The organism is Olsenella porci (assembly GCF_009695875.1).
In the GTDB taxonomy this organism is placed as follows: Bacteria; Actinomycetota; Coriobacteriia; order Coriobacteriales; family Atopobiaceae; genus Olsenella_H; species Olsenella_H porci.
The window spans coordinates 269,697-295,690 of the sequence record NZ_VUNC01000002.1 but is presented as its reverse complement, the minus strand read 5'-3'; the positions used below and the strand labels follow the sequence as shown (position 1 = coordinate 295,690).

Below are 25,994 nucleotides of genomic sequence, written 5' to 3'. Positions count from 1 at the left end.
TTTCTCTCCTTCGGGGTGGTTATTGATGAGGGCTCCCGAGAACTTCCCTTGGTCGAGCATGGGCTCCATAGCCGCAGGAGCGGTGCTCGCTGCTGCCTTCGCCTATGCGCCCGTGACGGCGAACGCCGAGGAGGCGGCCTCCAAGGCGCTTGCCAGCCAGGGCCAGGCGGCGCAGGTGGTGGCGACCGAGTCCGCGACACTGGCTGACTCCTCGGGCCAGGCATCCGCGTCTGCCAGCGCCGCCCCGAATGCCGTCGAGACGACCTCCGAGCAGGCAGCGAGCACGACCTCCTCCGATGAGTCGACGGCAGATTCCGCTGCTGGTGCGGCCGGGGCGGACGCCTTCTCCACCGAGTCCTCGACGGGCGCGGCGGATGCCGGCGAGTCAACGTCGGCCGCAGATGCCACCAACTCTGGCGGGGAGGATGCGACCTCCGCCTCCAACGGGACGACTGACGCGACCCAGCCCTCCGACGGGTCCGATGCGTCGGCGACCATGGGCGATTTGGATGGCGAGTCCGACACTAACGGAACGGGCAGCACGCAAGGTGACGGAGGCGTGACCGACGCGGGTGGCAGTTCCTCTCCCTCGGCGACGGACGGCACTGCCTCGGACACCCCTGCCGGCAACGCTGGAGCCGCATCCGATGAGACGGCCACCGACTCCGCCGATGCCGCGAGCGGCCCCGCTGCCACGACGGCGCCTGGTGCCCGCGCTGCCGCGGACGACACCTCCAACCTGCAGAACATGTACCGGTTCTACAACCCCAACACAGGGGAGCACTTCTACACCGCCAACACCTACGAGGGCCAGGTGCTCGTGACGGCGGGCTGGCAGTACGAGGGCGTGGGCTGGGTCGCGCCCAAGTCCGGGACCGCCGTCTATCGCCTGTACAACCCCAACGCGGGTGACCACCACTACACCACCAATGCCGCCGAGCGCGACATGCTGGTGAAGGCGGGGTGGAGGTACGAGGGCATCGGGTGGTACTCGGAGAGCGCGAGCGGCACGGCGGTGTACCGGGAGTACAACCCCAACGCGAAGTCCGGTGCCCACAACTTCACGACAAGCTCCGCCGAGAATGCCAACCTCGTGAAGGCCGGCTGGCGTGCCGAGGGGATTGCCTGGTACGCCTCCGGGCACGCCTCGCTCGCGTACAACAAGTCCCTCTTTCAGGTGATCCTCAACGGCATCGACATCTCGAGCTACCAGGGCGACATGGACGTCTCCAAGGTGACTGCCGACTTTGTGATCGTGAAGGCGACCCAGGGCACTCACTACAAAAACCCCAAACTCTACACGCAGGCGCAGGCGACGCTCTCCTCGGGCAAGAAGCTCGGCGTGTACCACTTCATCGACGTGAGTAGCGGCGATGGGTCGATGGTCCAGCAGGCGCAGTACTTCGTGAACGCCGTCAAGTCGTACATCGGCAAGGCGGTCCTGGTGCTGGACTGGGAGGACACCCCGGATTCCAAGGCGCTCCGAAAGGGACCCAGCTACGCAAAGCAGTTCCTGGACGAGGTCTACCGCCTCACCGGGGTGCGCGCCCTGATCTACATGAGCCAGGGGGTCACGAGCACCTACAACTGGAGCGCCGTCGCCTCCTCCGGATACAAGCTGTGGGTTGCCTCGTATCCCAACAAGTACATGAACGGGACGGGGTACGTCTCAAACCCCACGCCCATCTCCACCAACTACGGGGCGTGGTCGAGCCCCACGATCTGGCAGTACTCTGACTCCATCAAGGTTGGAGGCTACTCAGATGGCGTCGACGTTGACGCGTTCTATGGCACCACGGCCTACTGGGACTCCCTGGCGAGGAAGAGCTAGCGCTGGGGCAGCCCGTCTCTGCCCACAGTTGTCCTAGAGTGCGATTGCGGGACCAAAGGGAGCGTCGGCGTGCCTTGCGTGTGTCGATTGGCGCGGGGACCTGACGGCATGGGCCATCCTGCTGCTACCATGGGAGATTGACTTTTCCCAAGTGCCCGTATCTCTCACATTGGGGTGATTCGATGACTTCAGGGCAGGCGAGAAGGCATGGCGGCGCCATCGCCGCCGGAGCGATCCTGGCGGCACTCACGCTCGGGGCGCCCTCGCTCGCACTGGCAGAGGAGTCCGCGACGGCTCCCGACGCAAACGTTCAGGCCCAGCAGGACACGCAGGTGGGGCTCGTTGCAACGACGACGGACCCCTCCACCAAGGTGGTCACGACCACGAGTTCCCAGGCGGATGGCTCCTCCTCCGGCTTGGACGCGACGGTGACCCAGACCGCCTCCGATGGCACGTCCTCTGATGCGGCGGATGCCAACGCAACGACGGGGGAGAGTGGCCAGGGCTCGGGCTCCGCGACCGATTCCGCCGGCACCGAGTCCGCCCCGTCGGGCGAGACGGACGCCACCGGGGCCTCGGGCGAGACGACCGGTGCCACGGGCGCCTCCGACGCGAAGGCCTCCGGGGACGCGCGGACGGACGCGGCCATCACGGAGGGCGACGGCACGCAGCAGGTCTCCCAGGCAACCAAGGACGCATCCGCGCAGGTCACCGCCAACGAGCCGGCCGCCCGCCCCGCCGCGACCACGGCAGCCGCTCGCGCCGCCGCAGCGACCGGCGTTAACATGTACCGCTTCTACAACCCCAACACCGGCGAGCACTTCTACACCTCAAACGTGACCGAGGGCGTGAAGATCGCCAACGCCGGATGGAGCTACGAGGGCATTGGCTGGGTGGCCCCCACGAGCGGTGTCGCCGTGTACCGCCTGTACAACCCCAACGCGGGCGACCACCACTACACCACCAACGCCGCCGAGAAGAACATGCTCGTCTCGCTTGGCTGGCGCTACGAGGGCATAGGCTGGTACGGCGCAAGCGGGAGCAACGTGGGCTTCGCCCTCCTCAGGCAGTACAACCCCAACGCAAAGGGCGCGGGCGCGCACAACTTCACCACCAGCAAGGCGGAGAGCAACAGCCTCGTCTCCCAGGGCTGGCGCTACGAGGGGACGGCCTGGTACGCCTCGACCCTCTCTGCCAAGTCCATCGACACGAGCGTGTTCATCCCCTCCAGGGCGAGGATCGAGAAGTACGTGTCCTGGGCCGTCGACGTCGCGGAGGACAGCTCCCACGGCTACAGCCAGTCAAACCGCTGGGGACCGGACTACGACTGCTCGTCGCTGGTCATCTCGGCGCTCAAGCAGGCGGGCATCAACACCGGGTCCGCCACCTACACCGGCAACCTGCGCGAGAACCTCGTGAAGTATGGCAAGTTCACCGCCCTGGCGGTGGGCGATGCCATCAGCACCACCGGGTACTCCGAGCTGGTCCGCGGTGACATCATCCTCAACACCTGGAACCACGTGGCCATCTACCTGGGCAACGGCCTCATGGTCGCGGCGCACCTGAGCGAGACGGGCGGCGTCACGGGGAAGGTCGGCGACCAGACCGGCAGGGAGATCAGCGTGAGCTCCTACTCCAACTACCCCTGGGACTGGGTGCTGCGCCTGCTGTAGGGGTACCCGACCAACTTGCGAACGGATACGGGGTCGCTTCGGCGGCCCCTTCTTGCTGCGCCCGACCCCCCATACGTGGGTTCTCCCTGATGCGTGCGCATGGGGGCGGGGGCCGCTGGGGCGCCGCGCTACAATCGACCGTGCGAACGAACCCAGAGGACAGCGAGGTCTCAATGCCAACCAACGATGCGAAACCCCTGACCGGCACCTCCGCCGTGTGGCCCGTGCACTTCTCGCAGGAGAGCGTCAGCGTGATGTCGCGCGAGCCGGGAGAGCTCCTTCGCGTGGTGTGCTGGACGTGGCTCCGCGACGGCGAGGAGACGGACGGGGAGGTTCGCGCGACGGCGACCCTCGATGACGGCACGACGGTGGGGGGCACCCTCCTGGGCGACGTGACGGTGGACGACGAGGACATCCCCGGCGCCCGGCGTCGCTACGTGGGCCTGTCGTTCCGCATCCCGTTTGGCGCGCCCGGCGCGGACGTCTCGGTCAGGATCGGTGGTAAGACCCCCCGCGAGGGCGTCAAGACCTTCTCCGAGGAGGACCTGAGGGGGCTAGAGGGCGTCTGGGGCTCGCACGCCACGCCGGCGGAACTGAGCGACCGCTACGAGGAGATGTTCCAATTCACCAAGGCGTCGGCCCAGGACCTCGCCGCCCAGCGCGCCTCGCAGGACGCGTTTGGGCTGCGTCCGACCTTCTCCATCGTCGTACCCCTGTATCACACGCCCGTCGGCTTCTTCCGCGAGATGGCGGAGTCTGCCCTTGGCCAGAGCTACGGGAGGTTCCAGCTGGTGCTGGTCAACTCCACGCCCGAGGACCGCGAGCTGGCGGACGAGGTGTGGGCGCTTGCCAACCGCGATCGCAGGGTGCGCGTGGTCGAGCTGGAGCGCAACTACGGCATCACGGAGAACACCAACTACGGCATCGATGCCTCCACCGGCGACTTCGTGTGCTTCTTCGACCACGACGACGTGCTGGAGCCCGACCTCCTGTACCGCTACGTGGAGGGCATCAACCGGTACCCGCAGACGGACCTGCTGTACTGCGACGAGGACAAGCTGGATGACGGGCACTACACCTTCCCCTTCCTCAAGCCCGACTGGAGCCCCGTCTACCTCGAGACCAACAACTACGTGTGCCACATGCTCACCATCCGCAGGAGCCTGCTTGCGGAGCTCCCACGTCCCACGAGTGAGTTCGACGGGGCGCAGGACCACCGCATGACCCTGCTGGCGGGGGAGCGCGCCCGCAACGTATACCACGCGCGCCAGGTGCTGTACCACTGGCGCGTGAACGCCGGCTCCACGGCCGGCCAGGCGCTGGCAAAGCCCGAGGCGCTCGACGCCGGCCGTCGTGCCATCGACGAGCACTACCAGCGGCTCGGCCTGCCCCTGCACGCGCACGAGGTGCCGGGCGCGCCGCACTACTACGAGCCCCTGCTCGACGAGGGCGAGCATCCGTCCGTCTCCGTCGTCGCCTGGGGCACGAACGCGTCCGAGACGGCCGAGGGCATCCGGGCGCTCGGTGGCTGGGACGGGCTCGAGGTCATCGCCGCGGAGGGCGGTCCCGCCGAGGCCAACGCGGCGGCGGAGAGGGCAACGGGCGAGTGGTTGGCGCTCGTCCAGTCCCCGTGCCGGGTGACCACCCGCGAATGGGCGCGCCTGATGCTCTCGGTCCTGGCGCACCCCGGGGTGGGACTCGCCGGCGCGAGGGTCAACCTCCCCGACGGGACCAAGGCCGGCGGTGCCGTCGCCTTCACAAACGCCGCCCCGCTGCGCCTGGACCTGGGCCTCACGAGCGACAACCCGCAGATCCGCTGCTACGAGGCCGTCCCGCACGAGGCGTGCGGCGTGACCGGGACCCTGCTGATGCTCCGCCGCGACCTCTTCCTGGGGGTCGGCGGGCTCGACGGCGAGCTCACGGACTGGCGCTGGGGCGTCGCGCTCAGCTGCAAGGTGGGGGAGAGGGGTCTCACCACCGTCGAGGTCCCTCGCGTTGCGGTCGAGCGTCCCATGGTCGCCGCGGAGCTCGGTGCCCCGGAGGCGGGTGCCGACCTGCGCGAACGCATGGCGTCCACGCGCCTCCGCGGGCTCTGGCCCCAGACCAACTACGCGCCGAGCGGGTTCTACTCCCCGCTCTTCTCGCTGGACGGCTACTACGACATCAAGTTCTAGACGGAGGAGCTTCTCCCCATGGCAGACAACCTGAGGATTTCGTACGACAAGGTCACGAGGGGTCGGGGCAAGGTCTTCCTGCGCATCACGGTGGACGGGGCCCCGGAGGGCTCCCGCCTCGTCGCCTCCGCGCAGATGGCGACCGGTGGGCAGCCCGTCCCTGCCACGGTCATGGACCTGGGAGGGAGCAGGTGGGTCCTCTCCGTCGCGGTGATCAACCTGGTTCAGGTCGCCCTGGTCAGGCTGCTGGACGCGGACGGGACGGAGCTGTGCCGCAGGCGCATCCACATCCGCCCCCAGGCCGCGCGCCTGATGTCGCAGATGCACACGGCGCTGCGCGACGGCCAGGCGGAGTCGATCCGCAACCTCGACAGCCGTGGCGGCAACGCCGGCCCCAAGCTCCTGGTGCACAACCTCATCGCCCTCGAGGAGGGCGAGGACCTGCGCGCCACGATGGTCTCCAACGTGGTGGGCGAGGAGGCGGCCCACCTGCCCATCAAGGTCACCGTCCTCTCGCAGGACGGCGAGCTGCTGGCAGACGACCACTTTGCGATGGGCGACTCCTGCAGCGCCAGCGAGGGCAACCCGCAGCTGTTCACGCGCATGTACACCTTTGGCGTCATCCTCCCCAAGCAGGCTCGTGGCATCGTGCTGTGGGTCTCCGCCGAGGGGGAGGGCCAGGAGGACTCCTTCGTGACGCTGGAGGGCTTCTACGCCGACTGGCTCCGCGGGAGCTGGCGCCAGAGCGTCCTGCCCGCGGACCAGGAACCGCGCTACGAGCAGTGGGCGCGCGAGCACTCGGCAAGCGCGGAGGAGCTCGCCCTCATGGCCCATGCGTCCGAGCTCCTGCCCGAGCGCCCGACCTTCTCGCTCGTGGTCCCCCTCTTCAAGACCCCGCTCGACTTCTTTGACGAGATGGCGGACTCGGTCCTCTCGCAGGCCTACCCGTACTTCCAGCTGGTGCTGGTGAACGCGAGCCCCGAAGACCGCGCGCTCGCCGACGAGGTCGCCACCTACGCCGCGCGAGACAGCCGCATCACCGTGGTGAACCTCGACGGCAACCACGGCATCACCGAGAACACCAATCGCGGCATCGAGGCGTCCACCGGCGACTTCGTGTGCTTCTTCGACCACGACGACACAATCGAGCCCGACCTGCTGTACTGGTACGCCAAGGCGGTGAGCGACCGTCCCGACACCGACCTGATCTACTGCGACGAGGACCACCTGCTGGACGGGCACCGCGTGGGACCGTTCTTCAAGCCGGACTGGGACCCCGAGCGCCTGTGCGCGGAGAACTACGTCACGCACCTGCTCTGCGTGCGCCGCAGCGTGGTGGAGGAGCTTCCGGAGCTTCCGGGCAGCGAGTTCGACGGGTCGCAGGACCACAACATGACCTTCTTGGTGGGGGAGAGGGCGCGCAACGTCTATCACGTGCGCAGGATCCTCTACCACTGGCGCATGCACGCTAACTCCACCGCGGGTGGCCAGGGCGTGGCGCAGAAGTCGTATGCGCTCGAGGCGGAGCGCCGGGCGGTGCAGGGGCACCTCGACCGTTGCGGCATCGACGCCGAGGCGGTCATGGGCGGCCGCTTCCCCACCCGCTGCGACGTGCGCTACCGGTTCCAGACGCACCCGCTCGTCTCCATCGTGATCCCCAACTATGAGATGAGGGACGTCCTGGGGCGCTGCATCGACTCCATCGTCCGGCGCACCACGTGGCCCAACTACGAGATCGTGGTGGTCGAGAACAACTCCAAGAGCGACGAGATATTCGAGTATTACCGCAAGCTCGAGAGGGACTCGCGCATCAGGGTCGTGACCTGCGACACCGAGGGAGAGTTCAACTTCTCGCGCCTGATAAACTTCGGCTTTGCCGCCGCCCGCGGCCAGTACCTGGTGATGCTCAACAACGACACCGAGGTCATCTCGCCCGATTGGGTAGAGCAGATGGTCGGTCCACTCATGTCGAGCGACATGGGTGCCGTGGGGGCCAAGCTGCTGTACCCCGACGGCTCGATACAGCATGCGGGCGTGCTCGTGGGAGGCTTCTCGGGACCCGTGGCGGCAAGCGTGAATCTACCGGGCAACGCCCCAGGGTACTACGAGTGGAACGTGCTCCCGCACAGGGCGAGCGCGGTCACCGGCGCCTGCCTCATGACCAAGCGCTCGGTCTACGACGAGGTCGGCGGGATGGACGAGCGCGAGTTCAAGGTCAACTACAACGACATCGACCTCTGCCTCAAGATCCAGGCCGCCGGCTACCACGTGCTACAGCAGAACTACGCCGTGCTCAGGCACTACGAGTCCATCTCGCGCCACGGCGGGGACTCGCGTCGCATCTCGTACAAGCTCTCGCGCGAGCTCATGGCGTTCGCTGGCCGTTGGGGCCAGGTCCTCTCCAAGCCCGACCCGTATTACAACCCCAACTTCAGGAGGGACAACTGGTACTGCGCGCTCTCGTAGGGTGCGCGTCCGTCCGCGGCGGAGAGGTGCCACAACTTCGCCCCCGCATAGGGCGTGCTGATACAATCTCTAACCGAAGCAAAGCCATCTGACCTCGGGAGGTCAAGACATGAAGGGAATCATCCTCGCTGGCGGCAGCGGGACCCGCCTGTACCCGCTCACCACCGTGACGTCGAAGCAGCTGCTCCCCGTCTACGACAAGCCCATGGTCTACTACCCGCTCTCCACGCTCATGCTCGCGGGCATCAAGGACATCCTCATCATCAGCACCCCGCACGACCTCCCCAACTTCAGGAGGCTGCTGGGCGACGGCTCCGACTACGGCGTGAGCCTCTCCTACGCCGAGCAGCCCGAGCCCAACGGCCTGGCGCAGGCCTTCGTGATCGGGCGCGAGTTCGTGGCGGGCGGCCCCTGCGCCCTGGTGCTGGGGGACAACATCTTCTACGGCAACGGCCTGGGCAGGCACCTGAGGCGTGCCGCCGCCTCCGCCGAGGCGGGCCGCGCCACCGTCTTCGGCTACCGCGTGGACGACCCCGAGCGCTTCGGCGTCGTGGAGTTCGACGCCGACTACAACGCCGTCTCCATCGAGGAGAAGCCGGAGCACCCCAAGAGCAACTACGCCGTCACGGGCCTCTACTTCTACGACTCGCGCGTGAGCGAGCTCGCCGCCGGGGTCGAGCCCTCCGCGCGAGGCGAGTACGAGATCACCGACCTCAACCGCATGTACCTGGAGGACCGCACCCTCGACGTGGTGACGCTCGGGCGCGGCTACGCCTGGCTCGACACCGGGACCATGGAGTCGCTCTACGAGGCGGGCGAGTTCGTGCGCACCGTGGAGAGGGCCCAGGACCTGCCCGTGTCCGTCCCCGAGGAGATCGCCTACGAGAACGGCTGGGTCTCCCGCGAGCGCCTGCTCGCCTGCGCCGAGCGCTACGGCAAGAGCGACTACGGCAGGCACCTGCGCATGGTCGCCGAGGGCGGCATCGTCCCCAGCGGGAAGTACGAGGACTAGGTCCCTCGAACCTCTCGGCTGACGGTGATTCCATCGAATTGCCCTGCGGCGGGGGAGGCGAGCCCCTCTCGCCCATAGACTGGTACCTGCGAAGCAATCCCAGACCCATCCCTTGGAGTGATGCATCACATGAAGACCTACCTCGTCACCGGCGGAGCCGGGTTCATTGGCTCTAACTTCGTGCTCTACATGCTGCGCAAGCACGACGACGTGAGGATCGTGAACGTCGACGCTCTGACCTATGCCGGCAACCTAGAGAACCTCACCTCCGTCCAGGACGACCCGCGCTACACCTTCGTGCACGCGGACATCCGTGACAAGGAGGCGATCTCCAAGGTCATCGCCGAGCACAAGCCGGACTACGTGATCAACTTTGCGGCCGAGAGCCACGTGGACCGTTCCATCGCCAACCCCGGCATCTTCGCGGACACCAACGTGATGGGCACGGTCAACATGCTCAACTGCTGCCGTGCCGCCTGGGACGACGGCAAGGGCGGCTTTGGCGACCACCGCTACCTGCAGGTCGGCACCGACGAGGTGTATGGCTCGCTCGCGATTCCCGACAAGGTCAACCCCGACGGGAGCCCCGCCGACCCCGAGCACACCGACTACTTCCGCGAGACCACGCCCCTCAACCCGCACAGCCCCTACAGTGCCTCCAAGACCTCCGCTGACCTCTTCGTGAAGGCCTACCACGACACCTACGGGTTCCCCGCGGTCATCACCCGCTGCTCCAACAACTACGGCCCGTACCAGTTCCCCGAGAAGCTCATCCCGCTCATGATCCACAACGCGCTGCAGCACAAGAAGCTCCCCGTGTACGGTGACGGGCTCAACGTGCGCGACTGGCTGTACGTGGATGACCACTGCAAGGCCATCGACATGGTCGCGACCGACGGCCGCCTGGGCGAGGTCTACAACGTGGGCGGGCACAACGAGCGCGCCAACATCTACATCGTCAAGACCATCATCGCCGAGGTCTCCAAGGTCACTGGCGACCCCGAGGTCAACGAGGGGCTCATCTCCCATGTGACCGACCGCAAGGGACACGACCGCCGCTACGGCATGGCCCCCGACAAGATCAAGGCCGAGCTGGGATGGTACCCCGAGACACCGTACGAGAAGGGCATCGTCAAGACCATCCGCTGGTACCTCGACAACCCCGAGTGGGTCGAGCACGTGACCTCGGGCGCCTACCAGGACTACTATCAGAAGATGTACGCCAACCGATAGCCGGTAAGGTGAGAAGAGCGACAACCGCGGGGGCGGGGCGAATCCACTGGGTTCGTCCCGCCCTTTGGTTGGCACGGGGTGCGCTCGCGGGGTCGTCGGGAATGGTTGCCTGGACGTACCGGCGCGTGGGGGACGAGGCCGAGGAGAATGGCTAAATAGGGGTCGAATTGCCAGGTGACCGGGGCTCCGGAGATGACCGCTCCCGGTTGTCTCCCAAGCGTCAGGGTCGGGAGGACTCTGCGGTACCCTCCGCTTGCCGTCAAGGTTGGAACCTTGACATGCTGCCGACTGGGCGAACGCTATCGGCCGGCGATGGGAACCGTGCGAAAGTGCTCATGGGATCGATTTGTCGCCAGTTGCCTCCACCCTCGGAGCAAGGTGGCAGCCAAAGCCCGACGTGAGCACATCCCCGTGGGAGGGAGGACGGTGCGGACCGATCCCACCCGACGTTTGACCAGGTAGGGTTTCGGATGTCTGGCTGGCATCTCGGGACGTGCCAACCTCCGCGTCATTGGGAGCCCGTACCGTTCCGAGGACCACGGAGGAGGCATCCCCCTAAGAGGGCAACCAACTGCGGAGACGCGGCTGCCTCCTCCTTCTTTGACAAATGGAAGTCCTCACATCCTGCGTTTGCGCTTGGGCATCCGGCGTGCTCGCAGGTGGTCGGCCCAATAAGCCTACATGGAAACTTCTGGCGCTTACCCGGGGACAGTCTCCCCGCGAGTCCTGCTCAGTCCTCGTCCCCGCGCAGGCGGAACAGGCCGTCCGAGGACCACGAGGCGCTGTAATACGGGTCGCGGGTGCGGAACTCCGTGGGGAACATCTTGAGCAGGCGCTCCTGCTGCCGTCCCCACGCCTTCGCCTCCTCGTCGTCGAAGGGGGCCGCAGCCGGGGGTAGGCACCGCGCCACGTGTGCCATGGGCGCTATGCAGGTGCCAAGCCCGAGCCTGCCCGCCTGGATGCAGAGGGCCACCGACCAGTTTGTCTCGTCCAGCCCGGAGACTGCGCCGCCAACGGTCTGGAAGACCTCTTGCCTAAACAGCACGCACTCTCCCGAGACCGCGCTGAGGTCGTGTGGGAGGGCTAGGTAGCCCTTGCCCGTGCCGTAGAACGACTCCAGGAAGCGCCCGATGGGAACCGCGCCCTCGCTCTGGAGGGTCATCCCCGCGCACTGGATCGTGCCGTCCGGGCAAAGGACCTTGGTTCCGGCGATGGCATGCCCCCTCCGCATGGCAAGGGAGAGGAGCTGCTCCACCAGGTCGGGGCTCTGAACCACCACGTCGCTCGCCACCACGAGGACATAGTCGCCCGTCGCCCGTGCAACGCCCTCGTTGACGCAGTCGGCATAGCCCTCTCCGAGGGTGCCGACCTGTGGGATGAGTTCCAGGTTTGGCCAGGTGAGGATGTCGCGCAACCCCTGTGCCCTGGCATCGGCAGCGGGTTGGTCCATACCCATCACGACGGCGGAGACGAGCGGGGGCTCGGGGAAGTCGAGCATGAAGCGATAGCAGTGCGGCATGGTGGGGATGCTCTCGACCTTTGCGGGGAGCCCGAGGTCGCCCAGGTGGTCCTCAATCGCAAGGCGACCAGCCTCGAACGACTCCGCCTTGGCAACCGCGGAATCCGCAGTGGAGCCGGGATGCGCGCGCCAGTGGTAGAGCACCTTGGGCACATGGCCCACGTGGCGCGCCTTGCTGCCCGCCACGAGCGTGAGGCGATGGTCCTGTGCCCCGTCGTAGCGGCTGTAGAAGCCGTCCACCAGCTCGCGTCGAATGGTCAGCATATGGCAGACGTAGTTGTTGGTCTCCTCCTGAACCAGAGACCAGTCGGACTTGAACGCGGGGCGGCGGTACGTGCCGTCCACGAGGAGGTCCTCGTCGCAGTAGATCATGTCGGTGGAGGGGTCCTCCCTCACGCGCATGGCGTACTCAAAGAGGATGTTGGGCTCCAGCACGTCGTCGTGGTCGAAGAACGCGATCCAGTCGCCCTTCGCGGCTTTGACCCCTGCCTCGGTGTTCTTGGAGATGCCCAGGTTGTGGTCAAGGGTCACGACGGTCACGCGCGCATCCGCAGCGGCGACCCTCGCGACCTCGCGGGACATGTCCGCGTCCTGGGGCGTCGAGTTGACCATCACGAGCTCCAGGCGCGGATAGGTCTGGCAAAGGACCGACTCGGCCATCTCGACCAGGTAGGGGACGGGCGTGTGATACAGCGGTACCACGATCGAGTAGAGCGGCCCGTCGTCCCAGCGGGCGGCCTCCCTCCGCTGGGCCTCAAGCTGTCGGGGGGTTGCCCGGTGAGAGCGGAACCAGGCGTCATATGCCGCGTCTGCCTCCGCCGGCGTGTAGCCCTCCAGGCTCTGGCGCGCGAGGCGCGTGAGCTCCGGCTCGCCCAGCGGAACGGACGTGCCAGGAAGGTGACCGGTCCTGTCTCCCACAACGAGAGCTCTGGGAATCCCGAGCGTGGGGGAGGGGAGCGAGAGGAGCGCGGTCAGCGAGCGCGTGCCGTCGTCCGCCTGGTCCAGGCGCATCCTCATCACCTCGGACGGGACCTCCTCGCGAAGCGAGCGGTCCGGGTACTCCAGGCGTGCGAAGGGGGCGAGGCCCGCGGGGTCCAGGTCACCGATGCCGGGGAAGCGCACCAGCACGTGCAGGTGCTCCGCCTCCAGGCTCACCGCCTGGACCGAGGCGACCTCGGGCTTTGGGTAGGCGTGCCTCCTCGCCCTGAGCACCACGCTTCTCGCCTGCCTGCCAAGTGCGGTTCCCTTGAGCCTCTGGAGCATGTGTCCCCCTCATCACGAACGCACATAACCCCCTCATCGTAGGGTGTCGCGGTTGCCGCGGCGCGCTCTTCCACCCTTGACCGCCAGATATCCATCCGCCGCCACCCTCGTTCCTACGGGGATTATTTCTTGAAAACGCCACCGCTGGGGACGAAGCCCGCCGGGCGCCTGTTAGGGTGTATGCCGAGATAACGAGGGGAGAGACATGATCAGGCACAAGCTCGCCAACATACTTCTGGACGACGCGACGCAGTTCCTCCAGCAGCCCACGCTGCTCCACAGGTCCACCTCCGCGGTCACCCGCGCCGAGGGTGACTCCTGGCTTCTGGGGCCGCATGGCACCCACGACTTCACCACCTTCTTCAACGCGCTCTCGGTGAGCAGGTGGAGGGAGTACACCATCGCACGCAACTTCCACCTCCACCTGGAGGTGCGCGGCGGCGCATTCACCCTGTCGCTCACGCATGCCAACGGCTTCAGCTGGGAGACGGAGCCGGTCGAGGGGAGCGAGCGCGAGGTACCGGCGTCGGACGAGTGGCATGCCATCGAGCTCGACCTTCCCAACGACCCCGACGACACCATCGAGGCGTTCGCAGTGTCCATCGAGGGCGACGAGGGCGTCCTTGTCCGCAACTCCTACTACTACGCCGAGGTGGACGAGGACCGGGTCCGCAATGTGGAGCTCGCCCTCTGCACCACGACCTTCAGGAAGGAGAGCTACATCAAGCGCAACGTCGACCTGGTGAAGCGGTACGTCCTGGGCTCCAAGGAGCCGGTCGCTGCTCACTTCACCCAGCACGTGGTCGACAACGGCAGGACGCTCGACGTCGAGGCGCTCCAGACCGACCGGGTGCGCATCCACCCCAATGACAACGTGGGCGGCTCGGGGGGCTATGCCCGCGGGATGATCGAGGCGCTGCGCCAGGAGCCCAGGGCCACCCACGTGCTCCTGATGGACGACGACGTGCTCGTCTCCCCCGAGAGCATCATCCGCACCTACGCGCTGCTGCAGATCGTGGACGACGAGCACGCCGACCGGTTCGTCGAGGGTGCGATGATGGACCTCTTCGAGCCCGACGTGAGGTGGGAGGACATTGGATACGTCACCTACTACGGTGACTGCGTCCCCCTCAAGCCGTCCGCCCACATGGGACAGGTGCACTCCGTTGCCACGAACGAGATGGACCAGGCACGCCCCAGCCTCCCCGGCCACGGCGACCAGGCCCAACAGTACGGCGGGTGGTGGTACTGCGTCATCCCCGTCTCGGCAATCGAGGAGAACGGCCTTCCCCTGCCCCTGTTCGTGCGATACGACGACATCGAGTACGCACTCCGCTGCAAGGCACGGTTCATGACCATGAACGGGATCTGCCTGTGGCACCCCTCGTTCGTGCGTCGCTACAGCGCCGCCGTCGAGCGCTACCAGGTCACCAGGAACGCGCTCGTGGCGCAGTACACCACTGGCGTGGCGCCCATGGCGGACTTCGTGGACCACATGCTCCACCTGGTCCAGCTGGAGCTCAAGAAGTTCAACTACACCAACGCCGAGCTCGTCCTGGACGGGTTCGAGGACTTCCTCAAGGGGCCCGCGTTCCTGGAGCAGCCCGGCAACGCCGAGCGAGCCTTCATGGCGGCGAACAGACGGGCGGAGAAGCTCGTCCCCTTTGCCGAGCTGCGCAGGCAGTGCGAGGAGCAGGGCATCGACCTCAGCGCGATCTACGAGGTCGACGGCATGAAGCGGGCCGACGCGATAGAGAGGAGGTCGTTCCCGCAGCGCCTGGAGGACTACCTGAGCTTCAACGGCCAGCGGGTCGACCTGGGGTACGTGCAGAAGGGGACCGCCGCGATCATCGACGTCGCCGGCTGGCTGTATCCCGCCGACCTCATCAGGCGCAAGGACACCATCGTCGCCGTGGACCTCGAGAACCAGCGCGGCGTCATCCGGCACCTCGACAGGGACCGCTTCAAGGCCGTCTGGGGCCGCTGGCAGGAGGACCTCAAGCGCCTCAAGGCAAACGAGGCACAGCTGCGCGAGGCGTACTCCGCCGCCGCACCGCGCATGACCTCCCGCGAGTTCTGGGAGTCCTACCTCGGGATCTAACCACGCTGCGCTTGCGGACGAGCCTGGGCGGGGCGTGTTCCGCGACGTCCCGCCCAGGCGCTATGATGTGCTTTGAACAGCCCACGTGACCCTTGGAGAACCCGATGAAGCAGCTTTCCCTCGCCGGCTACCTTGCCGAGAACCCCCTCACCGACGACGAGCTGAGGGCGGGCCACGCGCTCAGGGTGGTCACCTGCCTGAGGAGCGGAGAGGGTGCCTTCGAGGACGGTCCCAAGTCGCATTCGTGGCTCGTGCTCTCGTGCGCGCGCGGGAAGCGCCCCGCCAAGCCGGGGTGCGAGGCAATCGCCGGCGAGTCGCGCCGGGTGCGCGGCGTCGCCCACGTTCCCATGGAGCTCATGGGGACCCATTCCGTCACGGTGGGCGAGGCGGGCGGTCCCGTCACGTGGCAGGCCTGGGAGTACGTGGCCACGACCCCCCTGACCCAGGGGCGACTCCTCTTCCACGCCGGTGGGAGGTTCGCCTTCGTGGGGGGCGAGGAGCTCAGGCGCAGCATCTCCGCCTATGGGGACCTCATCGCCAACGCCTCGGTTGACCCCAGCTACCCAGACTGGCTCAAGCGTCAGCGCTCCCTGCGCGCCATGGACGAGGCACCGCAGGACGGCCCTCTCATGAGCATCGTTCTCCCCGCGTACAAGACGCCCCCCGCGCTGCTGGGGGAGGCGCTGCAGAGCGTCCTCGACCAGACGTACCAGAACTGGGAGCTCGTGGTGGTCAACGCCAGCCCGGACGACGAGGGGGTTCGGGAGGCGCTGGGCAAGGTGGACGACCCGCGCGTCCGCGTTTTGGAACAGGACAACGACGGCATCGCGGGCAACACCAACCGCGGCATCGCCGAGGCGACGGGCGACTACGTCTGCTTCCTCGACCACGACGACACGCTCGAGGCGGACGCGCTCGCCCAGTACGCGCGCGCCATCGCCGACTCCGCGGGTGAGGCGGGCCTGCTCTACTGCGACGAGGACAACATCGACGAGGACGGGACGCCACAGCTCCCCCTGCTCAAGCCCGACTACAACCCCGACCTCCTGCTGGACGACAACTACATGGTCCACTGGCTGTGCGTGCGCCGCGACTTCCTGGACGCCACCGACCGCTCCGAGGCCAGGATGGAGGGTGCCCAGGACTACGACCTGGCCCTCTCGGCGATCGACGCAGGTGCGCGTGTGGTGCACGTGCCCTACGTCCTGTACCACTGGCGCATTACGGGTGGGTCCTCCGCAAAGGACCCGCTGAGCAAGCCGTATGCGCAAGACGCGGGCGCCGAGGCCATCCGCGCCCACCTCGCCAGGCGCGGCCTGAGCGGGTCCGTCTCGCGCGGCGAGCACTTCTTCACCTACCGCGTGAACCTGGACGACCCGTCGCCCTGGCCCTCCCTCGCAGTGGTGGGCAAGAACGGGGCGTCCCGGGTCACCAAGGACGCCCTCCACGCGTACGCCCGCAATACCGGCGCCTCGGTGTGGGTGGTCGACCGAGGCGTCGAGGGGCCAGGCTACGTCCAGCGCCTGCTGGGGGAGAGGAACGGCGACCTCGTGCTGTTCGTCTCCAATCAGGTGGACCTCGCCGTCGATGACCTCAAGTCCCTCGTGCGCCTGTTCCAGCGCGAGGAGGTCTTTGCGGCGAGCCCTCGCGTGAACAGGGCGGATGGCCTCATCGACTATGCGGGCATCAAGGTCCATCCCGACGGCACCCTGGGCCACAGGTTCCGCCTTCTCCCCAAGGGGGACGGCGGGTACGTGGGGCGCACCGAGCGGCCCTACGACTGCGTCGCCCTCGACGCGGAGTGCTGCCTGGTCCGCTCCTCCGCGCTCGAGGAGCTGGGGATGAGCGACGTCTTCCTCACCATGCGCTACGCGCTCGCCGACTGCTGCGCCCGCGCGCGCGACCTGGGGCTCGTCAACGTCTACTATCCCTATGCCACCGCCACGCTCAACGTCCCCCGCCAGATGATGTGGGACGAGGGCGCCCGTGCGGAGCACGACCGTGCGTTCTTCATGGGCATGCACGGCGAGCTGCAGGACGGCGACCCGACCCAGAACCCCTCGTTCGACCCCTGGAACCTCTACGGGAGTCTCGACTGGGGCGGTGGGGCAGGCGGGTCCTGGTCCCGCGCGTAGCGGCTTGGCCTCCTTCTGGCACTGTGTTCAGTTCTTGGGGTGTCCTGGCACCTAGACGTTATGGCATAGAATGACCCTTGGCTCGCACCTGGGTCTTACGACATCAAACGTTTGGAGGACGCATGTCCCAGCCGATCACATCCGGCAACTTCACCTTCACTCCCACCTCCATCGAGGGGGTGACCATCGTGGACGTCAAGAGCTACGGCGACGCCCGCGGGTACTTCATGGAGACCTACAAGCGCCCGGACTTCGTTGCCGGTGGCATCGACGTGGACTTCGTGCAGGACAACCAGAGCGCAAGCACCCAGGGCGTGCTGCGCGGCCTTCACTTCCAGATCGAGCACCCGCAGTCCAAGCTCGTCCGCGTGGTGGAGGGCGAGGTCTTCGACGTCTGCGTTGACCTGCGTCCCGGCAGCGCCACCTTCGGCAAGTGGGAGGGTGTGACCCTCTCCGCCGAGAACCACCGACAGTTCTTCATCCCGCAAGGCTTTGCCCATGGCTTCTACGTGCTGAGCCCGACCGCGGTGTTCTGCTACAAGTGCGACGACGTGTACCACCCCAACGACGAGGGCGGCCTCATGTGGAACGATCCCAGCATCGGGGTGGAGTGGCCGCTCGTCGAGGGCGTTGAGCTCAACCTCTCCGACAAGGACACCAAGCACCCCTCCTTCGAGGAGTGGCGCAAGTCTGCCGGCCTGTAGGGCTTGCCTGGACGACAGCACGCAAGGAAAGCGGGAGAAGGGGAGACCGTCTCATGAGGATTCTTGTCACTGGTTCGCGCGGGCAGCTCGGCAACGAGCTGAGGAGGCTCATCGAGGGCGGGACCGCCGAGATCGGCCCCATTCCCGAGGGGTATCGCGACGCGCAGGTCGACTACATCGACATCGACTCGCTCGACATCTCGGACGCCGCCGCGGTCGACGCGTGGTTTGACGAGCACGGCCCCTACGACCTCGCCATCAACTGCGCGGCGTTCACCAACGTGGATGGCTGCGAGGCAAACTGGACCGGCGCGTTCAGCGCCAACGCGCTCGGCCCCATGAACCTCGCGCGCTCCTGCGCCCGCCAGGGGGCAAAGCTCGTGCACGTCTCCACCGACTACGTATTCCCTGGCAACGTGGAGGGCGAGAGGCTCGAGTCCGACGTCCCCGCGCCCATCAGCGCCTACGGTCGCACCAAGCTTGCCGGCGAGGGCCTCGCGCTCGCGAGCAACCCGCGCACCTTTGTGATGCGCACCGCGTGGCTCTATGGCTACGTGGGCAAGAACTTCGTCAAGACCATGCTGCGCCTGGCACAGAGTCACGAGTCCGTGACGGTCGTGGACGACCAGGTGGGCAACCCCACCAGCGCCAACGACCTCGCGTACGAGATCCTGACGGTCGCTGCCACGGCTGACTACGGCATCTACCACTGCACCAACGAGGGCATCTGCTCGTGGGCCGACTTCGCCGAGGCGATCTTCCGCGAGTTTGGAACCGGCACAAAGGTTGTCCGCTGCACGAGCGAGGAGTACAAGGAGATGAACCCCGCCTCCGCCGACCGCCCGCACTTCAGCGCACTCAAGAACGCGCACCTGGAGTCAGGCGTGGGCAACCGCATGAGGCCCTGGCAGGAGGCGCTCGCGAGCTATCGGGCAAACTTCGACTCGCTCGCAAACTAGGCATCACATACAATCAACTTTAAGGTTGGTGAGACCCACGGGTACGAGCACGTGGGTCTCTTCGTTGTCTGGGGGTGAACCGATTGTCGGAGTCGGAGGGTGATCACATGAGGAGAGGCGCGAGCCTCGCACAGAGGGTTGCCGAGAGCCCCGAATGGGCCTTCCTGGTCCTCTTCCTCATCGGGTCGATGTTCTGCGCCCTCGTTACTCCCGTCGGAGCTGCCTTCGACGAGCCGAGCCACATCGGACGAGTAGAGCAGATTGCCGCGGGAGATATCCTCCCGCAACGTCTTCCCGAGGAGTACCTGGGGCAGACGTTCGCGAACCCGCATCGCAGGGACTACGACTCGTACGGCGGGCTGGAGTCTCAGCACGTGCTGGAAATCGTCTTTGGCAACACGTCCAAGTTCCTGGGGACCAGTGACCCCTACACGCCCGAGGAGCTCTCCCAGCTGGGTGGCAGCGCACCATATGGAGAAGGACAAAGGATTCCCTTCCTCTTCTCCAACTCCTCCGTGAACAATCCCGTGGTCTACCTTCCCCAGCTTCTGGGCTTCCTCGTCGGCCGTGCCCTGGGGAGCGTTCGCAGCGTGGTCCTTGGCATGCGGTTTGGCGGGATTGCGTTCTTCGCCCTCGGGATGTTCCTGCTCATCAGGAATGCGCCCATGGGAAAGTGGGTGCTCTTCTACTTTGGCCTGGTTCCCGCGAATGTGGTCGCCTCGTCGACGGTCACAGCAGACACCATCACGATCCTCTGCTGCACCGCCTTCCTCGCGGCCCTGCTCTGGACCGTCTTTGCGGACGATCGGAGAAGGTCCACCCTCGCGCTTCTCTGCACCTGCACCATTATTCTTGGGCTTCTCAAGGTGACGTCGATACTGCTCCTCCTTCTGCTGCTCCTCCTCGTTCCGGGAAGGGCCGCTCGCCCCAAGCGCGACAGGATGCTCATAGCCGCAAGCGTCCTTTTGTGCCTGGTCCTCTTCGCGCTCTGGATGCGGGTGGTCTCGGGCATCAACACGGGGGTCATGTACAAGGAGGGGGTTGACCCCAAGGCGCAAATGGCATGGATCATCGCGCATCCGCTCAACTTCCTCTGGCTCAACGTAAAGAGCTTCGTGGACATGGCCTCCTTCGACTTTGGCGACCTCATCCACCTCAGTGCGCGTGCGGGAAGCGGCGACAAGTTCTTCTGCGTGATTGGCCTTTTCCTCGCGCTCTCGGCGGAGGCAATCGCATGCCGCTGCATCGCCTCCTCCCACCGCAGGGAGGCCACCTGGCTTGCCATCGCCTCTCTCGTCCTCTTCATCCTCTACTTCGGGATGACCAACACGGCCCTCTACCTGCAGTACACCGACGTGGGCGAGGGGACGATCCGCGGAGTCCAGCCCCGCTACTTCCTTCCCGTGCTGACCATGGTCCTGTACCCCATCCTGCTCCTGGTCTCCCGTGCCCTTCCCGGCGGAGGCGCACGTCCCGCGAGCGGGGATGAGGGGGAGCTCGCCCCCGAGGACGAGGGGCATGTCTCCGAGCGCGCCTACGACATGGGGTCCGGTGCGTCTCTCGCCATCGTGGGCATGGTTCTGGTCGCGGTCGGGATGGTCGAAAACGGCCTGGTCATTCTCGCTTCCATCTTCTAGACGGTGGTTCCGACGACTCCGCCATTGGCCCCAAATGCCCCTTCAGCGGATTGTTGGGCAGAAGGCTATGGCGATGGGGTAAGATAGAACACGTGACTTGGGAGCACCAAGTTACAACGTATCGCGCGCAAGCGCAGTGTTTCGCCCGATGGGCAAGAAAGAAAGGCACGTTCATGGCACAGGGTACTGTTAAGTGGTTCAACCCCGACAAGGGCTATGGCTTCATCTCTCGCGAGGATGGTGACGACCTGTTCGTCCACTACAGCGAGATCCAGATGGACGGCTTCAAGACTCTGGACGAGGGCCAGGCTGTCGAGTTCGACATCACTACCGGCCAGAATGGCAAGCTCCAGGCTTCCAACGTTCGTAAGATCTAACTAAGCGCTTGCGTGGACCCATTTGGGACTAAGCAAAACTGCTGGCCTCGCCCCTCTCGCAGGGGCGGGGCTTTTTTCTTGCCTGCAGTTATCTGATGATGATGGATCGCTTGTCCGACAGTGCAGATATACTGTTCTAGGCTTGTCAACCTGCATTTCGTCACTTGGAGAGACATGGACCAGAGCGCATCGAGGGACTACTCAAACGTCGCCGTGCTTGTCCCCTGCTATAACGAGGCGGTCACCATCGCCAAGGTCGTGGACGACTTCAGGCGCGTCCTCCCCGGTGCGACCGTATGGGTCTACGACAACAACTCCAAGGACGGCACGGGGGACATCGCGCGCGCCCACGGCGCCCGCGTGGTGCTGGAGCCGCGCCAGGGCAAGGGCAACGTCGTGAGGCAGATGTTCCGCGACATCGACGCCGACTGCTACCTCATGGTCGACGGCGACGACACCTACGAGCCCGAGGCCGCGCCCAAGCTCGTGGAGCCCATCCTCAACGGCTCCGCCGACCACGTGGTGGGCGATCGTCTCTCCAACGGCACCTATGGGGAGGAAAACGACCGCGCCTTCCACGGCTTTGGCAACAACCTGGTCCGCTGGCTCATCAAGGTGCTGTACGGCTTCGAATACACCGACGTCATGACCGGCTACCGAGCCATGTCCCGCGCGTTCGTCAAGACGTTTCCGGTCCTCTCCCCGGGCTTCGAGATCGAGACCGAGCTTTCCATCCATGCGGTGGACAAGCGTTGGCGCATCGTTCAGATCCCCATCGTGTACCGCGACCGCCCCGAGGGTTCGGAGTCAAAGCTCTCGACCTTCTCCGACGGTGCCAAGGTGCTGGGCATGATCGCGACGCTCTTCAAGGACTACAAGCCCCTCCCGTTCTTCTCCATCCTCGCTCTGATCTCGCTCGTCATCTGCCTATGCATCGGCATCCCAGTCATTGCCGAGTTCCAGGCCACGGGGCTTGTTCAGCGCTTTCCCTCCGCCTTCCTCGCGATGGCGTTTGGGATCCTTGCCGTCCTCCTCTTCTGCTGCGGACTCATCCTGGATACCGTGAACAAGGGCAACCGCCGCGACTGGGAGCTCAGGGTCGTGGGGGAGTACGAGCGCAGCGAGGCCCGGGCTCAACGAGGTGGCGAGGCGCCTGCAAACGCAGGTGCGAACGCTTGACCAGGACAATAGCCCGTTCACGCCGTCCATCACGGTGTGCTGGAAAGGGACGCCAGGGAGGGTGTGCCCGTCTGCTTCCTTGGCGTGGGGGCCAACCTTGGAGACGGCTCCGTGCTCGGAAACGGGCATCTCCTTCCTGGAGCTAGATACCTAACATCGCCCCCGGAACTGACTCCAGCATGATGGTCGCACAGGACATGCACACTCGGGGTCTTGGGATTTTGGCCCCTATGGATGGGCGGCGAGGCGAGGCGGATCGCATCTCCCTTGGCAAGGGCATGCGGTCGCCGTCAGGCTGGATTGGCGTTTGGGAAGGTATCTTCGCGATGCTTCCCCAACTGATTGGATTGAGATGGGCGGGAGAACGCAGACGGACGACCATACCCGGTTGGGTGGCGAGCGACAGAAGGGGCTCCTGAGCGTCATCGTCCCCTGCTTCAACGAGGAGAAGGCCCTCCCGTACTTCTACGCCGAGGCAACAAAGGTGCTCTCGGAGATGCCCGTGAGGTACGAGATCGTGCTCGTGGACGACGGCTCCAGGGATGGGACGCTCAGGCTGGCCAAGGAGCTCTCTGGGAGGGACCGTCACGTGAGGTACCTCTCCTTCTCCAGGAACTTCGGGAAGGAGGCGGCGATGTACGCGGGCTTCTGCAACGTTCACGGGGACTACGTCGTTGTGATGGACGCCGACCTGCAGGATCCGCCGTCGCTTCTCCCCAAGATGCTGCGAATCATACAAGGGGGGGAGTACGACAGCGTCGCTACCCGTCGCGAGAACCGCGAGGGCGAGCCTCCGGTTCGTAGCTTCTGCGCGCGCCTGTTCTATCGCATCGTCAATAGGATCTCGGACGCGGACATCGTGGACGGGGCGCGCGACTTCCGACTGATGACACGCGACATGGTCGACGCGATCGTGGCCATGGGCGAGTACAACCGGTTCTCGAAGGGAATCTTCGGGTGGGTGGGCTTCCGCACCTACTGGCTGGCATACGAGAACGTCGAGCGCGTGGCAGGGGAGACGAAGTGGAGCTTCTGGAAGCTGCTCCGCTATGCGTTGGACGGCATCATCAACTTCTCGCAGGCGCCCCTGAGCGCCGTCTCTTGGTTTGGCATCGTAATGACCTTTCTGGCAGTCATCGTCCTCATCGTGCTCGTGGTGAGGCGCCTGGTCTGGGGAGACCCCGTCGCGGGATGGGCCTCGCTTGCCTGCATCATCATCTTCATCGGAGGGCTGGAACTGTTCTGCCTGGGCATCATCGGCCAGTACGTCTCGCGCATCTTCCTCGAGACCAAGCACCGCCCGCACTTTATCGTCGAGGACTCCAACGTTGAGGACGTCAAGAAGATTCGTTAGGGCAAGAGTGGCCCTTGGCGTGGCGGGCGAGCTTTGACGAGGGGCGTCCCACCACCGAACGCAAATTATCCCTACTGGTGCTTTGGAGGTACTTACATGGGTGACGAGGAGCTCAAGCGCGAGGTCGACGACTATGTCGATGAGGTGTGGGAGGACGTGGTTGCGGACATCAGGTCCCTGGTCCGCATCCGGTCCGTGGAGGACCTCTCCCATGCTGCCCCGGGGATGCCCTGGGGGCCAAAGAGCCACGAGGCTCTCGCTCTGGGGCTCTCCATCGCCTCAAGGCTCGGCCTCGATGCCCATGACTGCGAGGGTTACCTGGGCTACGCGGACCTTGTTGGAGAGTCTGCGGGCCAGATCGCGACCATCGCGCACACGGATGTGGTTCCCGAGGGGCTTGGCTGGACCGTCGACCCCTTTGACGTGACGCGCCGCGAGGGCTTCCTGATGGGGCGCGGCGTCCTGGACGACAAGGGTCCGTTCGTCCTCTCGCTCTATGCTGCTCACTTCTTCGCCCGCCGGGTCCAGAGGACGGGGAAGAGGCTCCCCTACACGTTGCGGGTCCTCGTCGGCAACGACGAGGAGACGACCATGGGCGACGTGACCTGGTACCTCTCTCACTACGAGCAGCCCCTCTTCTGCTTCAGCCCCGATGCGGACTTCCCGCTGATCTGTGGCGAGAAGGGCGTGTTCCACGGAAGGTTCCGCCGCGAGCACGGGACGGACGGGCGCATCGTCTCGCTGGAGGGTGGCACGGTCGTGAACGCCATCCCCGGCCTTGCTACGGCGACGGTCCGCACCGATGCGAGCACCCTGCCCGCCTCCGAGGGGATCGACGTGGAGGCAATGGGCGGGGGTCTTGCCAAGCTGACCGCACACGGCAAGGGAGGCCACGCGTCCCTCCCCGAGGGGACGGTCAACGCCATCGGCATGCTTGCCACCTACCTGCTGCAGAACGGGATCTGCGACGAGGGGGAGCGAGAGTTCCTCGAGCTCGAGCGGCTGGTGTGCGCGAGCGGCCACGACGGCGACGCACTGGGGATCGCCTGCTCCAACGAGCGCTTTGGCGCCCTCACCGCCATCGGCGGGACGGTTAGTGACTCGGACGGCTTCCTGGAGCAGACCATCGACTGTCGTTACCCCGACGCGACGACGGGCGAGGGGATTGCCGCGCGCCTCTCCTCCGTCGCCGCCGACCACGGGGCGTCGTTCGAGGTCATCCAGGACAAGGTGCCCTTCTACGAGGATCCCGCCTCACCCGAGATCAGCACGCTCCTCTCAACATACGAGGAGTACTCGGGTCGCAAGACGGAGCCCCTGGTGATTGGCGGAGGCACCTACGCGCGCAAGTTCCGCAACGCCTGCGCCTTTGGGCCCCACGAGCCCGCGGAGGATGTCCCCTCCTGGGTGGGGATGGAGCACGGGCCCGACGAGGCGGTGAGCGAGGAGTCGCTCAGGCGTGCGCTCAAGATCTACATCGTGAGCATCGCGCGCCTGATGAGGCTCGACCTGGCGTAGGGGCCGTGGGCCGTGACGGGGAGAGGGGGCGCTCACCCCTCCCCGTCACCCACTGCGATATCGCGCCAGTCCTCCAGCCACAGGTCCGCCTCGCGCCGGATCTGGGCCTCGTGCTGGATGCCGTCCCCCGTGCGGACCGCGCAGGTGAGGAAGCCCGCCCCGCGCGCGGAGCGGATGCCGGGGACGATGTCCTCGAACACGATGCACGAGCCCGGCTGGTGCCCCAGGCGGTCGGCGCAGGTGAGGTAGATGTCCGGCCGATCCTTGGGGACCGGGCACTCGCGGTTTGTCACCACCACGTCAAAGAGTCGGTCCACGTGGATTGAGCGCATGGAGCGGAGCACGTCGGGGTCGTTGGTCGTGGCGAGCCCAATCGGGATCCCCCGGTCCCGCAGCGCTCGCAGGTAGGCCTCCGCCCCCGGCCTGAGCGTGGCCTGGGTCTCGTAGAGCGCGCGGCCCATGCGGTTCCACTCAAGGCAGATGTCCTCGGGCCTCTCGTCCAGGCCGTACCTGCGGACCGTGTACTCGGCCCCCGCGGCAAAGCCGAGCGTGCTCATGGCGCGCGAGTACTCGGCGTCGGGGGTCAGCCCGCGCTGCGCGAGGAATATGCGGTCGACCTGCTTCCACAGCGCCGAGGTGTCGCTCAGCGTGCCGTCAAAGTCAAACACCGCGGCCCCAAACCTGGGGGGCCATAGCCCGTCCGGTGCCTGTGCCATGCGCTTGCTCCCTTCGACGTGTACCCTCCATGGTAGGCGAGAGGGACGCCATCCGCTGCCTCTGTGCTACCTGTCGGCGGAAGGGGGAGCGCCATTTGTTTCTGGCGTGTTAACCTGTGTCCGTTTCAATAAACTACCCCATC

The 25,994-nt window shown here is 66.1% G+C and carries 17 protein-coding genes; 15 read left to right on the top strand and 2 right to left on the bottom strand.

What is annotated here, in order from left to right:
- Nucleotides 1–25 precede the first annotated feature (25 nt).
- From FYJ68_RS10330 to rfbB, 6 genes are all read left to right on the top strand, one after another.
- The gene (locus FYJ68_RS10330) at nucleotides 26–1,831 is read left to right on the top strand and encodes a GH25 family lysozyme (RefSeq protein WP_154434178.1); all 1,806 of its coding nucleotides are present in this window, start codon (nucleotides 26–28) and stop codon (nucleotides 1,829–1,831) included.
- Between the two features lie 182 nt (nucleotides 1,832–2,013).
- Nucleotides 2,014–3,504, top strand: coding sequence for an endolysin-like domain-containing protein (locus FYJ68_RS03965; protein ID WP_154434177.1), 1,491 nt, complete (start codon nucleotides 2,014–2,016; stop codon nucleotides 3,502–3,504).
- Between the two features lie 173 nt (nucleotides 3,505–3,677).
- On the top strand, nucleotides 3,678–5,678 hold the full coding sequence (locus FYJ68_RS03960; protein WP_195837706.1) for a glycosyltransferase: 2,001 nt from the start codon (nucleotides 3,678–3,680) through the stop codon (nucleotides 5,676–5,678).
- A gap of 18 nt (nucleotides 5,679–5,696) precedes the next feature.
- Nucleotides 5,697–8,144: a glycosyltransferase family 2 protein gene (locus tag FYJ68_RS03955; protein ID WP_154434173.1), complete on the top strand. Its 2,448-nt coding sequence runs from the start codon at nucleotides 5,697–5,699 to the stop codon at nucleotides 8,142–8,144.
- A 109-nt stretch (nucleotides 8,145–8,253) separates the two neighbouring features.
- Nucleotides 8,254–9,156 (top strand): glucose-1-phosphate thymidylyltransferase RfbA, encoded by a 903-nt coding sequence (gene rfbA / locus FYJ68_RS03950; RefSeq protein ID WP_154434171.1) that lies wholly within the window; start codon nucleotides 8,254–8,256, stop codon nucleotides 9,154–9,156.
- Nucleotides 9,157–9,285: 129 nt separating this feature from the next.
- Nucleotides 9,286–10,389: a dTDP-glucose 4,6-dehydratase gene (gene rfbB, locus FYJ68_RS03945; RefSeq protein WP_154434169.1), complete on the top strand. Its 1,104-nt coding sequence runs from the start codon at nucleotides 9,286–9,288 to the stop codon at nucleotides 10,387–10,389.
- A gap of 730 nt (nucleotides 10,390–11,119) precedes the next feature.
- Here rfbB and FYJ68_RS03940 read toward each other — a convergent pair.
- Nucleotides 11,120–13,171 (bottom strand): glycosyltransferase, encoded by a 2,052-nt coding sequence (locus tag FYJ68_RS03940; protein ID WP_154434167.1) that lies wholly within the window; start codon nucleotides 13,169–13,171, stop codon nucleotides 11,120–11,122.
- A 205-nt stretch (nucleotides 13,172–13,376) separates the two neighbouring features.
- On the opposite strand from FYJ68_RS03940, the gene FYJ68_RS03935 reads away from it, so the two are divergent.
- From FYJ68_RS03935 to FYJ68_RS03895, 9 genes are all read left to right on the top strand, one after another.
- Nucleotides 13,377–15,272: a glycosyltransferase gene (locus FYJ68_RS03935; protein ID WP_154434165.1), complete on the top strand. Its 1,896-nt coding sequence runs from the start codon at nucleotides 13,377–13,379 to the stop codon at nucleotides 15,270–15,272.
- A gap of 104 nt (nucleotides 15,273–15,376) precedes the next feature.
- Nucleotides 15,377–17,407: a glycosyltransferase gene (locus FYJ68_RS03930; RefSeq protein ID WP_154434163.1), complete on the top strand. Its 2,031-nt coding sequence runs from the start codon at nucleotides 15,377–15,379 to the stop codon at nucleotides 17,405–17,407.
- A 122-nt stretch (nucleotides 17,408–17,529) separates the two neighbouring features.
- On the top strand, nucleotides 17,530–18,111 hold the full coding sequence (gene rfbC / locus FYJ68_RS03925) for a dTDP-4-dehydrorhamnose 3,5-epimerase (RefSeq protein WP_154434161.1): 582 nt from the start codon (nucleotides 17,530–17,532) through the stop codon (nucleotides 18,109–18,111).
- A gap of 53 nt (nucleotides 18,112–18,164) precedes the next feature.
- Nucleotides 18,165–19,070, top strand: a complete 906-nt coding sequence (gene rfbD / locus FYJ68_RS03920) for a dTDP-4-dehydrorhamnose reductase (protein ID WP_154434159.1) — start codon at nucleotides 18,165–18,167, stop codon at nucleotides 19,068–19,070.
- Between the two features lie 107 nt (nucleotides 19,071–19,177).
- Nucleotides 19,178–20,707, top strand: a complete 1,530-nt coding sequence (locus FYJ68_RS03915) for a DUF2142 domain-containing protein (protein ID WP_154434157.1) — start codon at nucleotides 19,178–19,180, stop codon at nucleotides 20,705–20,707.
- A 173-nt stretch (nucleotides 20,708–20,880) separates the two neighbouring features.
- Nucleotides 20,881–21,084 (top strand): cold-shock protein, encoded by a 204-nt coding sequence (locus FYJ68_RS03910; protein ID WP_154434155.1) that lies wholly within the window; start codon nucleotides 20,881–20,883, stop codon nucleotides 21,082–21,084.
- 174 nt (nucleotides 21,085–21,258) lie between these two features.
- A complete protein-coding gene (locus FYJ68_RS03905) occupies nucleotides 21,259–22,263 on the top strand; it encodes a glycosyltransferase (protein ID WP_154434153.1) in 1,005 nt (334 codons plus the stop codon).
- 352 nt (nucleotides 22,264–22,615) lie between these two features.
- Nucleotides 22,616–23,617 (top strand): glycosyltransferase family 2 protein, encoded by a 1,002-nt coding sequence (locus FYJ68_RS03900; RefSeq protein WP_154434151.1) that lies wholly within the window; start codon nucleotides 22,616–22,618, stop codon nucleotides 23,615–23,617.
- 96 nt (nucleotides 23,618–23,713) lie between these two features.
- Nucleotides 23,714–25,135 carry a Sapep family Mn(2+)-dependent dipeptidase gene (locus FYJ68_RS03895; RefSeq protein WP_154434149.1) on the top strand — a complete coding sequence of 474 codons (1,422 nt, stop codon included), beginning with the start codon at nucleotides 23,714–23,716 and terminating at the stop codon, nucleotides 25,133–25,135.
- A 32-nt stretch (nucleotides 25,136–25,167) separates the two neighbouring features.
- On the opposite strand, the gene FYJ68_RS03890 is transcribed toward FYJ68_RS03895, so the two are convergent.
- Nucleotides 25,168–25,851, bottom strand: coding sequence for an HAD family hydrolase (locus tag FYJ68_RS03890; RefSeq protein ID WP_154434148.1), 684 nt, complete (start codon nucleotides 25,849–25,851; stop codon nucleotides 25,168–25,170).
- Between the last annotated feature and the right edge of the window lie 143 nt (nucleotides 25,852–25,994).

What these genes read in the sequence shown, in the direction of transcription:
- FYJ68_RS03960 (WP_195837706.1), top strand. Translation starts at nt 3,678, where the DNA reads ATGCCAACCAACGATGCGAAACCCCTGACCGGCACCTCCGCCGTGTGG.
- FYJ68_RS03900 (WP_154434151.1), top strand. Translation starts at nt 22,616, where the DNA reads ATGGGCGGGAGAACGCAGACGGACGACCATACCCGGTTGGGTGGCGAG.
- FYJ68_RS03890 (WP_154434148.1), bottom strand. Translation starts at nt 25,851, where the DNA reads ATGGCACAGGCACCGGACGGGCTATGGCCCCCCAGGTTTGGGGCCGCG.
- rfbC (WP_154434161.1), top strand. Translation starts at nt 17,530, where the DNA reads ATGTCCCAGCCGATCACATCCGGCAACTTCACCTTCACTCCCACCTCC.
- FYJ68_RS03935 (WP_154434165.1), top strand. Translation starts at nt 13,377, where the DNA reads ATGATCAGGCACAAGCTCGCCAACATACTTCTGGACGACGCGACGCAG.
- FYJ68_RS03915 (WP_154434157.1), top strand. Translation starts at nt 19,178, where the DNA reads ATGAGGAGAGGCGCGAGCCTCGCACAGAGGGTTGCCGAGAGCCCCGAA.
- FYJ68_RS03965 (WP_154434177.1), top strand. Translation starts at nt 2,014, where the DNA reads ATGACTTCAGGGCAGGCGAGAAGGCATGGCGGCGCCATCGCCGCCGGA.
- FYJ68_RS10330 (WP_154434178.1), top strand. Translation starts at nt 26, where the DNA reads ATGAGGGCTCCCGAGAACTTCCCTTGGTCGAGCATGGGCTCCATAGCC.
- FYJ68_RS03930 (WP_154434163.1), top strand. Translation starts at nt 15,377, where the DNA reads ATGAAGCAGCTTTCCCTCGCCGGCTACCTTGCCGAGAACCCCCTCACC.
- FYJ68_RS03895 (WP_154434149.1), top strand. Translation starts at nt 23,714, where the DNA reads ATGGGTGACGAGGAGCTCAAGCGCGAGGTCGACGACTATGTCGATGAG.
- FYJ68_RS03955 (WP_154434173.1), top strand. Translation starts at nt 5,697, where the DNA reads ATGGCAGACAACCTGAGGATTTCGTACGACAAGGTCACGAGGGGTCGG.
- FYJ68_RS03940 (WP_154434167.1), bottom strand. Translation starts at nt 13,171, where the DNA reads ATGCTCCAGAGGCTCAAGGGAACCGCACTTGGCAGGCAGGCGAGAAGC.
- rfbA (WP_154434171.1), top strand. Translation starts at nt 8,254, where the DNA reads ATGAAGGGAATCATCCTCGCTGGCGGCAGCGGGACCCGCCTGTACCCG.
- FYJ68_RS03910 (WP_154434155.1), top strand. Translation starts at nt 20,881, where the DNA reads ATGGCACAGGGTACTGTTAAGTGGTTCAACCCCGACAAGGGCTATGGC.
- FYJ68_RS03905 (WP_154434153.1), top strand. Translation starts at nt 21,259, where the DNA reads ATGGACCAGAGCGCATCGAGGGACTACTCAAACGTCGCCGTGCTTGTC.
- rfbB (WP_154434169.1), top strand. Translation starts at nt 9,286, where the DNA reads ATGAAGACCTACCTCGTCACCGGCGGAGCCGGGTTCATTGGCTCTAAC.
- rfbD (WP_154434159.1), top strand. Translation starts at nt 18,165, where the DNA reads ATGAGGATTCTTGTCACTGGTTCGCGCGGGCAGCTCGGCAACGAGCTG.